Origin of the sequence: Streptomyces sp. NBC_00996, assembly GCF_045162675.1 — a bacterium.
In the GTDB taxonomy this organism is placed as follows: domain Bacteria; phylum Actinomycetota; class Actinomycetes; order Streptomycetales; family Streptomycetaceae; genus Streptomyces.
Genome location: NZ_CP108723.1, coordinates 5,189,915 through 5,204,554, shown reverse-complemented (window position 1 = coordinate 5,204,554; position 14,640 = coordinate 5,189,915). Strand labels below are relative to the sequence as shown.

13 protein-coding genes and 1 tRNA gene are annotated in these 14,640 nt (G+C 68.6%); 5 read left to right on the top strand and 9 right to left on the bottom strand.

The features are described from left to right. Positions 1-152 precede the first annotated feature (152 nt). The 5 genes from OG390_RS24495 (at position 153) to OG390_RS24475 (ending at position 5,614) form a co-directional block, all read left to right on the top strand. Entirely contained in the window at positions 153-2,333 is a 2,181-nt protein-coding gene (locus OG390_RS24495) for a DEAD/DEAH box helicase (RefSeq protein WP_406171065.1), read from the top strand. 318 nt (positions 2,334-2,651) lie between these two features. Then, on the top strand, positions 2,652-4,187 hold the full coding sequence (locus OG390_RS24490) for an amino acid permease (protein ID WP_406171063.1): 1,536 nt from the start codon (positions 2,652-2,654) through the stop codon (positions 4,185-4,187). A gap of 109 nt (positions 4,188-4,296) precedes the next feature. Further along, positions 4,297-4,369 (top strand) — tRNA-Lys (locus OG390_RS24485). A gap of 107 nt (positions 4,370-4,476) precedes the next feature. Beyond that, positions 4,477-5,373, top strand: a complete 897-nt coding sequence (locus OG390_RS24480; RefSeq protein ID WP_406171061.1) for a hypothetical protein — start codon at positions 4,477-4,479, stop codon at positions 5,371-5,373. A gap of 67 nt (positions 5,374-5,440) precedes the next feature. Continuing rightward, positions 5,441-5,614, top strand: a complete 174-nt coding sequence (locus OG390_RS24475) for a hypothetical protein (RefSeq protein ID WP_406171059.1) — start codon at positions 5,441-5,443, stop codon at positions 5,612-5,614. Positions 5,615-5,996: 382 nt separating this feature from the next. On the opposite strand, the gene OG390_RS24470 is transcribed toward OG390_RS24475, so the two are convergent. The 9 genes from OG390_RS24470 to OG390_RS24430 are packed head-to-tail and all read right to left on the bottom strand — an operon-like array spanning position 5,997 to position 14,619. Further along, complete coding sequence (locus OG390_RS24470) at positions 5,997-6,173, bottom strand: hypothetical protein (protein ID WP_406171058.1); 177 nt, start codon at positions 6,171-6,173, stop codon at positions 5,997-5,999. Positions 6,174-6,217: 44 nt separating this feature from the next. Continuing rightward, entirely contained in the window at positions 6,218-7,945 is a 1,728-nt protein-coding gene (locus OG390_RS24465; RefSeq protein ID WP_406171056.1) for an ABC transporter ATP-binding protein, read from the bottom strand. Then, positions 7,945-8,889, bottom strand: a complete 945-nt coding sequence (locus OG390_RS24460; RefSeq protein WP_406171054.1) for a hypothetical protein — start codon at positions 8,887-8,889, stop codon at positions 7,945-7,947. Before OG390_RS24460 ends, OG390_RS24465 begins: the two co-directional genes overlap by 1 nt. Further along, the gene (locus OG390_RS24455) at positions 8,886-9,464 is read right to left on the bottom strand and encodes a flavoprotein (protein WP_406171052.1); all 579 of its coding nucleotides are present in this window, start codon (positions 9,462-9,464) and stop codon (positions 8,886-8,888) included. The genes OG390_RS24460 and OG390_RS24455 overlap by 4 nt, the downstream gene beginning before the upstream one ends. After that, entirely contained in the window at positions 9,461-10,429 is a 969-nt protein-coding gene (locus OG390_RS24450; RefSeq protein WP_406171050.1) for an LLM class flavin-dependent oxidoreductase, read from the bottom strand. Before OG390_RS24450 ends, OG390_RS24455 begins: the two co-directional genes overlap by 4 nt. A gap of 44 nt (positions 10,430-10,473) precedes the next feature. Continuing rightward, positions 10,474-11,259 carry an ABC transporter permease gene (locus tag OG390_RS24445; protein ID WP_406171048.1) on the bottom strand — a complete coding sequence of 262 codons (786 nt, stop codon included), beginning with the start codon at positions 11,257-11,259 and terminating at the stop codon, positions 10,474-10,476. Continuing rightward, entirely contained in the window at positions 11,256-12,104 is an 849-nt protein-coding gene (locus OG390_RS24440; RefSeq protein ID WP_406171046.1) for an ABC transporter ATP-binding protein, read from the bottom strand. Before OG390_RS24440 ends, OG390_RS24445 begins: the two co-directional genes overlap by 4 nt. 5 nt (positions 12,105-12,109) lie before the next feature. Further along, on the bottom strand, positions 12,110-13,354 hold the full coding sequence (locus OG390_RS24435) for a M16 family metallopeptidase (protein WP_406171044.1): 1,245 nt from the start codon (positions 13,352-13,354) through the stop codon (positions 12,110-12,112). Then, positions 13,351-14,619 carry a M16 family metallopeptidase gene (locus OG390_RS24430; RefSeq protein WP_406171042.1) on the bottom strand — a complete coding sequence of 423 codons (1,269 nt, stop codon included), beginning with the start codon at positions 14,617-14,619 and terminating at the stop codon, positions 13,351-13,353. Before OG390_RS24430 ends, OG390_RS24435 begins: the two co-directional genes overlap by 4 nt. Positions 14,620-14,640: the final 21 nt, after the last annotated feature.

The following is a 14,640-nucleotide window of genomic DNA, read 5'->3' as shown; positions in this document are numbered from 1 at the left end:
TCGTTTGATCCCATTTGCCCGGCGCCAACGCAGAGAGCGCCGCGTGTGGCGCGTACTCTCCCTTGCCGTGGCCGGACCGCATAGAGGCGGTCGATTGCGACTTCACGGAGTTTGGGCGCGTGCCGAAGAACTCCGGAAGGTTCGCATTTCGCATGTCTGTTTCCAGTACTGATCACGTCGTCGTGCCCGAGAACAACAACGAGGGCAACGAAGCCGTCGAGATCGTCGACACCGTCGAGTCCGCTCCCGAGGTCACCTTCGCGGACCTCGGTCTGCCCGAGGGCGTCGTCCGCAAGCTCGCGCAGAACGGCGTGACCACCCCCTTCCCGATCCAGGCCGCGACCATCCCGGACGCCCTGGCCGGCAAGGACATCCTCGGCCGCGGCCGCACCGGCTCCGGCAAGACGCTCTCCTTCGGTCTGCCGACCCTGGCGCAGCTCGCCGGCGGCCACACCGAGAAGAAGAAGCCGCGCGCCGTCATTCTCACCCCGACCCGTGAGCTCGCCATGCAGGTCGCGGACGCGCTGCAGCCGTACGGCGACGTCCTCGGCCTGAAGATGAAGGTCGTCTGCGGCGGTACGTCGATGGGCAACCAGATCTACGCCCTGGAGCGCGGCGTCGACATCCTCGTCGCCACCCCGGGCCGACTGCGCGACGTCATCAACCGCGGAGCCTGCTCCCTCGAGAACGTCCAGGTCGCCGTCCTCGACGAGGCCGACCAGATGTCCGACCTGGGCTTCCTGCCCGAGGTCACCGAGCTGTTCGACCAGATCCCGGCCGGCGGTCAGCGCATGCTGTTCTCGGCCACCATGGAGAACGAGATCTCCACGCTGGTCAAGCGCTACCTGAGCAACCCCGTCACGCACGAGGTCGACGCCGCCCAGGGCGCCGTCACGACCATGTCGCACCACATCCTCATCGTGAAGCCCAAGGACAAGGCGCCGGTCACCGCCGCGATCGCCTCCCGCAAGGGCCGCACGATCATCTTCGTCCGTACCCAGCTGGGCGCCGACCGTATCGCCGAGCAGCTGCGCGACGCCGGTGTGAAGGCCGACGCGCTGCACGGCGGCATGACCCAGGGCGCCCGGACCCGGACGCTGGCGGACTTCAAGGACGGTTACGTCAACGCGCTCGTCGCGACCGACGTCGCCGCCCGCGGTATCCACGTGGACGGCATCGACCTGGTCCTGAACGTGGACCCGGCCGGCGACCACAAGGACTACCTGCACCGCTCCGGGCGTACCGCTCGCGCGGGCCGTTCCGGCACCGTCGTGTCGCTGTCGCTGCCGCACCAGCGCCGGCAGATCTTCCGGCTGATGGAGGACGCGGGCGTCGACGCCGCGCGTCACATCATCAACTCCGGTACGGCCTTCGAGCCCGAGGTCGCCGAGATCACCGGCGCCCGCTCGATGACCGAGGTCCAGGCCCAGTCGGCGGGCGACGCCGCCCAGCAGGCCGAGCGCGAGGTCTCGCAGCTCACCAAGGAGCTGGAGCGCGCGCAGCGTCGTGCGGCCGAGCTGCGTGGGGAGGCCGACCGGCTGATCGCCCGTGCCGCGCGCGAGCGGGGCGAGGACCCGGAGGCCGCGCTCGCCGCCGCCGCCGAGGCCGTCGTCGAGCAGGCCGTGACCGAGGCTCCCGCCGAGGTTCCCGCCGTGTCCGAGCAGCCCGCCGAGCGTCCGGCGTACGAGCAGCCGCGTCAGCGCCGGGACGAGCGGGGCAACTACGAGCGCCGTGACGACCGTCGCGACGACCGTGGTGGCCGTTCGTTCGAGCGTCGTGACGACAACCGCGGCGGCTTCAACCGCGACCGTCGTGACAACGACCGTGGCGGCTTCCGCCGTGACGACCGTCGCGATGACCGTGGTGGCCGTTCGTTCGAGCGTCGTGACGACAACCGTGGCGGCTTCAACCGCGACCGTCGTGACGACCGTGGTGGCCGTTCGTTCGAGCGTCGTGACGACAACCGTGGCGGCTTCAACCGTGACGACCGCGGTGGCTCCAACCGTGACGACCGTGGTGGCCGTTCCTTCGAGCGCCGCGACAACGACCGTGGCGGCTTCCGCCGTGACGAGCGTCGTGACAACGACCGTGGTGGGTTCCGCCGTGACAACGACCGTGGCGGGCGTTCCTTCGAGCGCCGCGACGACCGTGGCGGCCACCGTGGCAGCGACCGTCCCTTCAACCGCGACCGCCAGGACAACCGCCCCTCCAGCGGTTTCCGCTCCGGCAGCCACGACCGCCCGAACGGCCGTCGTGACGACCACCGCGGCACCGGCACCGGCACCGGTTCCTTCCGCCGCGACGAGAAGCCGCGCTGGAAGCGCAACGGCTGACGCCGAGTGACGTAGTGAAGTGGCCCCCACCCGGGTTCGGGTGGGGGCCACTTTTCTGTGGACCACCGGCCGGATCAGCCGGCTTGTGTGGTCGGTGCCCGTGCCGCCGCGGAGCCGACGTCGGGGACGTCATCGGCGACGGGAAGAAAGACCTGGTCGTGAGTGACACCACGGGCAACCTCTACCGCAACGACGGCAAGGGGAACGGGCCGTTCGGCTCACGGGTGGGGATCGCGAGCGGCCGGCAGAGCTGCGAGGGCCTTTTTTGGCCAATCGCCGGGCGCATGTCATGCCCTCGGCGAGGGAATCGCTGGGGGCATGACAGATGACGCCGTAGCGAGTGGGCTGTCGGACGAAGAACGGCTTGCCCAGCTCGGCTACACGCAGGTTCTCGCCCGCCGCATGTCGGCGTTCTCCAACTACGCGGTCTCCTTCACGATCATCTCGGTCCTGTCGGGCTGTCTGACGCTGTATCTGTTCGGCATGAACACCGGCGGCCCAGCCGTGATCACCTGGGGCTGGGTCGCGGTAGGACTGATGACGCTGTTCGTCGGGCTGTCCATGGCCGAGATCTGTTCGGCCTATCCCACCTCCGCCGGGTTGTACTTCTGGGCGCACCGGCTTGCCCCGTCCCGTACGGCCGCCGCCTGGGCCTGGTTCACGGGATGGTTCAACGTCCTCGGTCAGGTCGCGGTGACCGCGGGCATCGACTTCGGCGCCGCCTCGTTCCTCGGCGCCTATCTGAACCTCCAGTTCGACTTCGAGGTGACGCCGGGCCGCACGGTCCTCCTCTTCGCCGGGATCCTGGTCCTGCACGGCCTCCTGAACACCTTCGGCGTACGGATCGTCGCCCTGCTCAACAGCATCAGCGTGTGGTGGCACGTGGTGGGCGTCGCGGTCATCGTGGGCGCGCTCGCCTTCGTGCCGGACCACCACCAGTCGACGTCCTTCGTGTTCACGAAGTTCGTCAACAACACGGGCTGGGGCAGCGGTGTGTACGTCGTCCTCATCGGCCTGCTGATGGCCCAGTACACCTTCACCGGGTACGACGCCTCGGCCCACATGACGGAGGAGACCCACGACGCGTCCACGGCCGGCCCGAAGGGCATCGTGCAGTCCATCTGGACATCGTGGATAGCCGGATTCGTCCTGCTTCTCGGCTTCACCTTCGCCATCCAGTCGTACGACAAGGAGCTGGGCTCGGCGACCGGCGCGCCCCCGGCGCAGATCCTGCTCGACGCGCTGGGGGCCACGGCGGGCAAGCTGTTGCTCCTGGTGGTGATCGGTGCGCAGCTCTTCTGCGGGATGGCGTCGGTCACCGCCAACAGCCGCATGATCTATGCCTTTTCGCGCGACGGCGCGCTGCCCTTCTCGCATGTGTGGCACACCGTCAGCCCGCGCACGCGGACACCGGTGGCGGCGGTGTGGCTGGCGGCGCTGGCAGCGCTGGTGCTCGGCCTCCCGTACCTGATCAACTATGCGGCCTACGCGGCGGTGACCTCGATCGCGGTCATCGGGCTCTACGTCGCCTACGTCATCCCGACGCTGCTGCGGGTGCGCAAGGGCGAGGCCTTCGAACGGGGGCCCTGGCACCTGGGCCGCTGGTCCCGGCTCGTGGGCGTCGTCGCGGTCGCCTGGGTGGGTGTGATCACCGTCCTGTTCATGCTGCCCCAGGTCTCGCCGGTCACCTGGGAGACCTTCAACTACGCGCCGATCGCCGTCCTGGTCGTCCTCGGCTTCGCGGCGACCTGGTGGCTGGCCTCGGCGCGCCACTGGTTCCTCAATCCCGACCACCAACGCACCATCGCCCGCGAGGAGGCCCGCAAGGGCGCGCCCGAACCGGTCGATCCATGACCTTGCACGCTTTTGGCGTGGCCGGGTCCCCGATACCCGATCGGAGTCCCGGCCACGTCCGGCTATGCTCGGGGTTGCATCGGCACGGGATCGATACGGGCCGGTGCGTGGACCCTTAGCTCAATTGGCAGAGCAGTGGACTTTTAATCCATTGGTTGTGGGTTCGAGTCCCACAGGGTCTACGGCTGCGGGGGAGGGGAAAACCCCCTCTGACCTGATAGGCAGCGTCCGGGTCGGCTTCGGCTGGCTCGGGCGCTGCTTCGTTTTCCGGCCCGTGCGTGAGCGATGCGTGAGCGGATGTGCCTGTGGCCTGCGGATCGGCTGCCGCTGGATCGCCGTACGCCACGCCGACGACCACATCCACATCCTCGCCACCACCGTGCGTGAAGACGGCCGCCGCCCCACACTCCACGACAGCGGCCTGCGCGTCGGCGACGCCTGCCGCGAGATCGAGAAGGACTACGGGCTGCGCCGACTGAAGAAGGGCGACCGCACCGGCACCCGCCGGCCCACCCAGGCCGAGATGCACAAGGCCAACCGGCTCGGCTGGGAGCAGCCCAGCCGCGAGTGGCTCCAGGACCGCATCCGCGCCGCCATCCCGCACGTGACCAACGCCGAGGAATTCATCGCCTACCTGCAAGCCGACGGCATCGAGGTCCAGGCCCGGCGCGGCCCGTCAGGAGACCTCCTCGGCTACGCCGCCGGCCGCCCCGGCGACCTCAACGAGGCCGGGGAGCAGATCTTCCACCCCGGAGGCAAGATCGCCCCCGACCTCTCCCTGCCCAAAATCAAGGCCCGCCTCGAATCCAGCCGGCCCGAAGAACACCCCACCGCCCGCCGCAGCCGCCCCAGCACACCCTGGCAGCAGGTCACCGAGGCCCTCGACACCCTCCACACCGACCTCGCCGACGACACCCACGCCCAGGCCCACGTCACCGCCCTCGGTGAACTACTGGAAACCACCGCCCAGAAAGCCCCCGACACCCTGCGCGCCGAACTCCACGCCGCCGCCAAGGCGTTCGCCCGAGCCCAGCACTCCCAGATACGGGCCGAGGACAGCGCTGCCCACGCGCTGCGCAGCGCGGCCCGCGACATCGTCCACACCGCCACCGGCCCCGACGGCAGCGCACTGGCCGCCCTGGTCGCAGCCCTCGTCTGGGCGGAGTTGGTGGTCCCGGCGTGCTGACCGTGCGGCTGCTGCCCGAAGACGGCTGGCGGGCGTCGCCGATCCAGAGCGATGCGTGGAGCTGGCCGTGCCCCGCCGAACCGAGGGCACGATCACCGTCCGCACCCTGCGCCTGACACCCATCGACCTCGTACTGTTCCGCATAGAAACCGATCTGTCGCTGGCGGACCTCCGCACGGAAGGCATGCGGACCGAGACCACCTGGCGCCCACGACTCGGGAAGTGGCACGCCGACGGGTGAGCCGCCGCCTGGTGTGCCTGAAGGACAGCATCTGCAGTCTGGGGAACCGGCACTGTGGATCTGGGCTCAAGACCTCTCGCCCTGCCTGTCCTGGAACTAGCCCCTGACAAGTCCCGGTGCGAACGCCGTATCACCAGTTCTCTTACGAGCGGTTCAGACGCTCCACCGCAGGGGCAGCGGATTCAGGCAGGGTTGAGTGCACGGCTGCGGAGTCGAAGCCACGTCGGCGATCGGGTGCGGGCCGGATCAGCCGCAGCAGAGGACCGGTCATGATGGTGGTCAGAACGGCCATCGCGACCATCAGCGAATACAGTTTGCCGTCTAGCACACCGAGTTGTTGGCCGACGCCTGAGAACGATCAGCTCGGTCAGTCCCCGCGTGCTCATGAGGGTGGCGAGAGCAGCGGACTCCCGCTTGTCCACCCGTTGATTCTCGCGCCGGAGAACACGCCGGCAGACTTCCCGCCGATTGCCGCGACCAGGATCAGGGCGAGGTCTCCCAGCCCAGAGGCGTCCAGGTCGGACAGATCTACTTTGAGGCCGGCGATCACGAAGAACACCGGGAGCACAGGAAAGCCCCCTCGCCGTCAGGGGGAGGCTTCCGTTACGTCAGGGTCTGTGCCGCGTGCAGTTCTCGGTACGGCTCGCAGTTCTCCAGCAGGACGTCGTGAGGGCCTTCCTTCACCAGGCCGCCCTCGTCCAGCATGATCACGTGTCTGGCGCTGCGGACGGTGGACAGGCGGTGGGCCACTACGAGGACCGCCCTGGTGCGGGCCAGGTCTTCGATGAGGGAGCGGAAGCGGTCTTCGTTGATTCCGTCGAGCTGGCTGGTGGGTTCGTCCAGGATGACCAGCTCGGTGTCCGAGAGCAGGGCTCGCGCGAGCGCGAGACGCTGGCGCTGGCCTCCTGAAAGGTCTGTTTCCGCGCCGATGACCGTGTCCAGTTGGTCGGGGAGCGCTGTGACGGCGGCGGTCAGGCCCACGGATTCGAGTGCTTCCCACAGTTCACTGTCGGCGATGGGCTCTTTGCGCTGGAGGGACAGGTTCTGGCGGATGCTCGCCTGCAGGAGCGTGAACGCCTGGTCGACGTAGGTGATGTTCCGGCGCAGGTCGTGGAGTGGCCAGGCGTGGATGTCGGTGCCGAGGATGTAGATGTGGCCCCGTTGGGGAGTGGTGAAGCGCTCTATCAGGGACAGTACGGTGCTCTTGCCCGCGCCGGAGGGGCCGACCAAGGTCGTCAGGCCATGACGCGGTACGAAGAACGACAGGTCGGTGATGGCCTGTTGCTCAGTGCCCGGGTAGCCGTAGGAGACCTTGTCGAACACGATGCCGGTGTTGTAGTGGGTTGCCGGGCGACGCGTCTCCGGCTGTTGGCCGTCCTGTTCGCGTGGTGTGGCGAGCAGGGTGTTGAAGCGTTCCTTGACGGCCTGTCCGATGCGCAGCCGTCCGAATCCGGTGAACAGCAGCATGACCGGGGCGGCCAGTTGCAGCAGGTACAGCACGAAAGCGGAGAAGGAGGCGACGCTCAGTGTGCCGTGGGACATCTGGACGCTTCCGACGAGGATGATGGCGAGCAGCGCGACCTGCTGCCCGCCGGCGAGGACGGGCAGAATCGCCGCTTGCAGGACGTCGCCGGTCAGGCCGATGCGCCGTACGCGATCCGCTTCGCGGGACAGGTCCTCTTCGACGGTGTCCTCGGCGCCCGACGCTTTGATGGTGGTGATGGCGTCGAGGTGGGAGGAGAAGCGTCCGGCGATGCTACCGAGCGCCGTCTGCTGTTCGATCGCGTTGGCTTTGATCCACTTGAACATGAACACGATGGCTATCCCGACCAGGGCGAACACACCGGCTGATACGAGGGTCAGCAGCCAGTTCAGCCAGGCCATTGCGGCGATGGAGGCGGCCACCAGCAGCGCGGAGGCCGGCATCTGCGCAAGACCGACGTCGATGACCTGGCGCAGCATGAGCGCGTCGGAGGTGATGCGAGAGGTGAGGGCTCCGGCCCCTTCGGCTTTGATGTGCTGGACGGGCAGGCGCAGGATGTGGCTCATGACGGCCACGCGTATGCGGTAGACCATGTGGGAGCCGATGCGGGCCAGCAGATAGGCCGATCCACCCTGGGCCGCGGCCGATGCCAGGGCGATGGCGAAGGCTCCTATGACGAGCCAGTTCACTGAGCGTCCGGCGGACACGTCGGCGATGACCTGACGGGTGATCAGGGGTACGGCCAGGGATCCGGCGGTCGAGAGCAGGCCGGTGAGCAGGGAAATGGTCAGCGCTGCGGGATGGCGGGTGATTTCTTTGAGTAGCCGTATCTGGGTGGTCTGACTCATCAGGTCTCCTGGGCTAGGGTCTGCGTTCCCTCGTTGTCCAGCAGGTCGGCGAGCATGCCGACGTAGGTGTGGAGTTCGGTGTGGAATCCCACGTATGCAGCGAAGTCGTGGGCGTGGGCGGCGATCCGGACGACGGCTGTCCGTGCTGTTCTGGCGGTGTCCAGTGGTGTTCCGTAGCCGTTCAGCAGTGCGTTGCGCCATGCGGTGACCGGCTTGCTGAGCATGGTGCGGGCGGTGAGGGACGCGGCGATCTCGTGGAGTTCGCCCAAGACGCAGCCGAGGTCGATTTCTGGTGCGGCGAGGGCGCCTTCGGGCCCGCAGAGCAGGGCCACAGGCTGTGTGGGTTCGGGGTTGTCGACGGTGATGAGGCTTCCCAGGGTTGCCCATCCGATGACGACGGTCAGGTGTCCGGACCGGGATGTCGCCTCGTGGGCGTAGGCGGTGAGCTTGCTCCAGCGCTGTGTGCCGAGACCGTCTCGCAGGATCGTGTGGAAGGCGGGGGCCGCGCGGGTCCCGGCGGCGGTGCGTATCCAGTTGGCGAGCCGGGTGGGGTAGCGCGGGGCCGGATAGGTGGTGCCGTCGGTGACACCGGTGCCGTGGAAGGTCCTGAGGTGCCGACCGTAGGTGTGGGCGATCCGGGCCGAGGCGTCGGGGTCGTGCGGTGTGCCGTCCAGCAGGGTCTGGGCCGCGCTGCGTGGGCCGGGTGCGTTCCAGGTGTAGGCGCCGTTGTTCCACGTGTCGGGGACGGCGAAGGTGAAGTGGTCGCTGGAGGCAGCGGACGCGCGGTGGGTGAAGTCCTCGGGGACCGGGCCGGGTTGGTGCTGGGGTTCGGTGCGTACGTCCTTTCCGGGGCGTCGTGTCCACAGGAAGCCCGTGGCGGTTCGCGTCACCGTGGTCCGGGCCATTCCGGTGGTGTACTGGGCGACGGTTTCACCGTTCGTCACAGGGTCTCCCTGAGGTCCTGGAGCGCGGTGAGGGCGTGGGGGAAGAACGCGGCGGTGCCGATCTCGGTGTGGCCCGTGGTCGCGCTGACTCCCTGGGTCGGGGGCAGCACGGTGGTGTGAGGGCGTTCAGCGAGGGTGGCGGTGTGGGAGTGGTAGGCCGGGCTGTCGGCTCCACCGGGAGGCAACGCGGGGCAGATGACGACGGGTGCGGACGTGCATTGCAGGGCCAGCATCATCGGGGTGTCGGCGATGCCCAGGGCGAGGCGCGCGACCGTGTGGAACGTGGCGGGGTGGACGATGATGCCGTCGCTCCATTCGGCGAGTTCCACATGCACGGCATGGTCGACGTCCTGGTTCCACGTGTCGGTGAACGGCTGTTGTCCGCCGCTGAATACGGAGCAGGCGAGGGGTGTGGTGAACCGCAGGGCCGAGGGGGTCAGCACGCAGCGGATCTGTGTGGCGGGGTAGTGGGTGTGCAACCAGTCCAGCCAGGTGGGAAGGAGCGTGGTCTGGATGCCGCCGGTGGCCATGACGATGAGCCGTTCGCCGGTGAACTCCGGTGCCGGGGTGCTCATCCCGCGGCCCGTTCCGCCACGGCGGTGAGGATGTCGGTGGTGTCGCGGAGGGCTTCGCCCAGGCCCGCGGTGATGAGGACACCGGAAGTGTTGAGGATGATCTCGTCGGCCCCGGCGTCGTGCCAGACGGTGAGCTGTTCGGCGATGTCGTCGGGGGTGCCGGTGACGACGACGCCCGCGTCGAGAAGGGTTCGGGCCGAGGCGGTGGGGTCGCCGTGGACGACGGGCAGGCCGGAGCGCTGGAGCATGTCGACGTAGTGGGGCAGCGAGAGGTGCTGGTGGGTGCCGTTGTAGGCGACGAGGTCCATGTCGCGTCCGGGGCGGGTGACGGCGACCTGCACCACGGTGACGAACCGCGGCGCTTTGCGGTCCGCTTCGCGAGCGGCCTTGTCGGCGGCGGGCACGAGGTGGTCCGAGAGGAGACCGGGCGGGGTGAGCCAGGTGATCGCGGCGTCGGAGTGGCGGCCGGCTGCCCGTGCCATCGCGGGGCGCAGGACGCCCATGCCGACCTCGATGTCGGGAGTGTCGTCCAGGGGCAGGAGCTCCATCTCGGGTCCGCCCGGTGCCATGGCGACGGGGGTGCCGTCCAGGAGTGCTCTGACCTTGGTGACGAAGTCGACGGTGTGGGCGACGGGCTTGTCGAGTCTGGCCCCGTACATGTTGGTCTGGAAGCTCGTTCCGCTGGGGCCGAAACCGGCGGTGAAGGGCTGTCCGGACAGCGCGGCGATACTGCGGGCCTCGACGGCGGCGTGGTACGGGTGGCGGAGGGGGGTGAGGACGACGGAGGTGCCGAAGCTGACCTGGACGCCCATCCCGGTGAGGGCGGCGAACAGGGCGTGGGTTTCGATCTGCATGGACTGTCCGCACCACAGCCGGATGCCGAAGCGTTCGGCGATTCGTCCGTAGGCGGCCATGGGGCCCACGTCGGCGGACTGCAATGGGTACAGAAGGGTCGTTTTCGGCACAGCGGTGTCCCTTGTGTTCGTGGTGCGGACGGAAAGGGAGGCGGTCAGGCGACGGTCGCCTTGTCCTTGCGCCTTATCAGAGAGGCGCCGGTCTGCTTGCGGACCATGGTGCGCATCAGGGGGACGGCCAACAGCGATCCGGCGGCCAGCCACGCGGCGCACACGAGGACGAAGATCCAGGCGGGGAAAGTGTGCAGGTGCCCGGCGAAGGCGTCGCGTGTGCCCCGGGTCATCCAGGCGAGGGGGAAGATGTCGGCGATGTAGTTCAGCCAGTTCGGAAGCCCCTGGTTGGGGGTGAGGACCCCTGAGATCCCGGCGATCATCATGAACGGGAAGGAGACCATCGCGACCGCTTCGCGAGGGTTGGGCAGGAGCGCGCCGACGGCGATGCCCAGGGGGACCAGTGCGGCGCCGCCGGTCATGATGACGATCACGGCGAGGACGACGTCCAGGGTGCCGGCGGGGAGATCCGCGCTGGTGGCGAAGACCACGATCAGCAGGGGCAGCATGGACACGAACGACGTCACGGTGCTGTAGATGATTCTGGCCGCGACGTAGGCAGGGATGCCCCGGGGGATGTTCTTGCGCCGCAGGATCGTTCCGTCGGTCTTCTCCAGGGCGATCAGGGACGGGATGGACAGCATCGCGCCGACGGCGGGCATGAGGCTCATTCCGCCGAGGAGCACGATGGTGCGATGGTTCCACTGAGCGAATCCGGCCGCGATCATCAGGATGACGAAGACGAAGATGTTGAAGAGGTCCTTGGGCGACGTGAACGTCATCTTCAGGTCGACGGCGGCCTTGTTCCATGCCAGGCGGGTGATGGTCACCGGGCGGCCTCCACGATGCTCATGTAGATCTCTTCCAGGGACGGCCGGTCGATGCGCAGCCCGGTCAGCGGGCCGCCGTGGGCGGTCATCAACTCGTGGACGAAGGTGTCCGGGTCGTCGGTCAGTTCCATTCGCCTGGTCCCGTCGGGGGCGGTCCATGACACCTGGGTGCGCTGCCCGATCGCCGTGACGAGCTGATCGGGGGTGGAGTCGATGTGGATGACGCCGCCCAGCAGGATGCCGATGCGGTCGGCGAGGCGTTCGGCTTCGGTCAGGTCGTGTGTGGTGAGCACGATGGTCACGCCCTGGCTCTTCAGCCCGGTGATCATTTTCTGGAAGTCGGCGCGGGCCTCGGGGTCGAAGCCGGCGGTCGGTTCGTCGAGGAACAGCACCCGCGGGTGACCGATGAGGCCGAGGGCGACGTCCATGCGGCGGCGCTGCCCGCCGGAGAGCTGGTTGAGCCTGCGGCGGCGCTGTTGCTCCAGCCCGACCAGCTCCAGCAGTTCGGTCGTGGGGTAGGGGTTGCTGTAGTAGGCGGCGATGTCGTTCAGCAGGGTGTCCAGCCGCCAGGTGGCGTGGTCGGCCCAGGACTGCATGACGATGCCGACCTGGTCGCGCCAGGCGTCGTCCGCGGTCAGCGGGTTGCTGCCCAGGACGCGAACCGTTCCCGAGGCCGGCTTGACGTAGCCTTCCATGATCTCGATGGTGGTGGTCTTGCCCGCCCCGTTGGGCCCGAGCAGCACGAACAACTGGCCTTCCTCGACGGTCAGGTCCAGCCCCTTGAGTACCTGCTGGTGCCCGTAGGACATGGTGACGCCATCGAGGGCGATGGGTGGATGGTTCAACGTGCTCAGCCTTCCTCGGGGATCGCCGGGCGGACGACGACGTGGGCGGCGGGTCCCGCGCCGTAGACGAGACGTGCCGCTTCTGTCACCTGTGCGGCTGTGGTCCCGCTGATCTCGCGAGGCAGGCCGGATATCTCGGGGACGCCCAGCCCCGAGGTGGCGTAGGACAGCAGGGAGGCGGCGAGGCCGGTCTGGGAGGACAGGGCGAGGGCGTACTGGCCGGTGACGAAGGAGATGACGTCATCGAGCTCGGCGTCTTCGATGCCCCGCTCGGTGAAGGTGTCCACGATCGAGGTGATCTCCGTGTCTGCGGTGTCGGCGTGGCCGGGAGCGACGTCGGCCTCGACGAAGACCATGTCGTGGTCGAGGTACTGGCCGACCGAGGCGTCGGTGCGGTAGGCGAGTCCGAGCCGTTCGCGGACCCGGCTGTTGATGCGGCCGGAGAAGTAGCCGAGCGCGGCCGTGGCCAACAGCGACGCGGGGAAGAGGGGATGGCTCCTGTCCAGACCGTTGTAGGCGTAGCGCAGATGGGCGACGGACCAGCCGGGCCGGGTGTGTTCCTGGCGTGCGCCGTCCCCGTTCACCGGTCCGGGAAGCAAAGGCGTGGGTCGGTGGGTTCCGGCGGGCAGTGGGTCCATGGCGGTGCACGCCAGTTCCAGGGTCCGGTCGGGCGTTATGTCTCCGCATATCACCAAGTGGGCTGGGGATCCCGTGCTGTGGCGAGGTGCGAAGGAGGCGATGTCCTGCTCGGTGGGGGCGTCCCACATGGGGCCGGTGAGCTGGGTGGACAGCGCGGGGGGTACGTGTCCCAGGGCGGCCAGGGTGACGAGTTCGGTGCTGATGGCGGCGGGGCGTGCGGCCGTGCTGCGTGCCTGTCGGCGAGCCCTGTCCGTGGCCTGGCGCAGCTCGTCGTCGCCGGCCTGCACGGATGCGGCGGCCGAGCACACGGTGTCGATGGTCTCCTGGACCAGGGTGCTCGGTGCCATGGCGGCGAAGCTGAGCCAGTGCTGGCTGCGCGCGACCTGCACTGTTCCGCCGAGCCGCTGCAGGGCGGTGACTTTCGCCGTGGTCAGCCAGTGCGCCTGGAACACCTCGGCCCGGGCGAGGTCGGGCAAGGTCGGTGTGTCGCTGCGCCAGGCGAGATGGACCCGGACCAGAGGGGCGGTGGCCAGGGGGGCCACGTGGATCTCCGCGCCGTTCCTGGAGCGGGTCTGAAGGACATGGGGCTGGGCCACGAGTGTGCCGGTCATGCTTCTCCTGCGGGGGTGAGCTCCGCGTAACCTCTGCCCTGATGGCTCATCAGCTGCTGTGCGGCGGAGTGGACATGGGCGACCGGCACGGTGGCGGTGGCGAGCATGGCACGGCGGATCAGGCCGGGATCCTCGAACAGCAGAGTGGAGCGGGCCAGGGCGCGGGCCTCGTTCAGGGCGGAGTCCTGCTGCGCCAGCAGGGAGACGTAGGTCTGGCTCCTGGCCGGGTCGATCCCGTCGCTGCCGGTGACGGCGAGGTGGCTGCACGCCTCGTCGAACGCCTCGATGACAGCGTCCCGTTGGCCCGGGTCGTGGTGGGCGACGAACGTGAAGGTGTCCGGGTCCACGGCCAGCCACGGGCCGAACAGGCCGCACACCGAGGCGCAGGGGATGCCCCGGCTGTCCAGGGACCGCCGGAGCCGGCTGTGGTCGTTGCCGGTCAGCCACATCGACGCCACGACGAAGCCGGCGTAGGCGTCGATCTCGGACGGGGCGGGCAGGGGCCGTCCCAGAGCCAGCGCCGGACGCGGCGCGAGAACGTCACGGTGATGACGAGTACGGGCGGGGGAGTCCGGATCCTCCGTGAGCGGCGGCAGTTTCGGATTGCCCCGGTCGTCCAGCACGCCGAAGATCTCCGCCGCGTCCTGGACGACTCGGTCCGGGTCGATGTCGCCGGCGACGGCGACCACGGCGTTCCCCGGGGCGTACATGGCCGCGTAGAAGTCGCGGCACTCCTGGACGGTGATCTCCATCAGGTCGGCTTCGTCGCCGTATCCGTTGTGGGCGTTGGGCCAGGCCGAGTAGATCGCCTGCGGCAGCACCGTCCAGGGAAAGCCGCCGTAGGGGCTGCCCTTGACCTTGAGGTTGATCTCTTCCAGGACGACACGGCGCTGTACGTCCAGCCGGTTCTGATCGATGATCAGGTTCTGCATGCGGTCGGCTTCCATCTCCAGGACGCGCCGCTCGCATCCGGCCGGGACCAACTGGTGGAAGTCGCTGACATCGGTGAAGGTGTTGCCGGACACCGTGCCGCCCAGCCGCTGGACATAGCCGAAGTGCCCGCCCGCGCCGATGGTGGTGGAGCCCTGGAACATCAGGTGCTCGAAGAGGTGTGCCATGCCCGAGCGTCTCTCGGGTTCGCTGCGGAACCCGGCGCGGTAGTTCACCGCCACACCGACGGCTCCCTGCCCGGGAAGACGCTGCGCGACGATACGCAGCCCGTTGGACAGCGCCGCGTGCCGGATCGTGTCGTCTGTAGCAGTCACGGGCCGTGAGACTAGGGACAA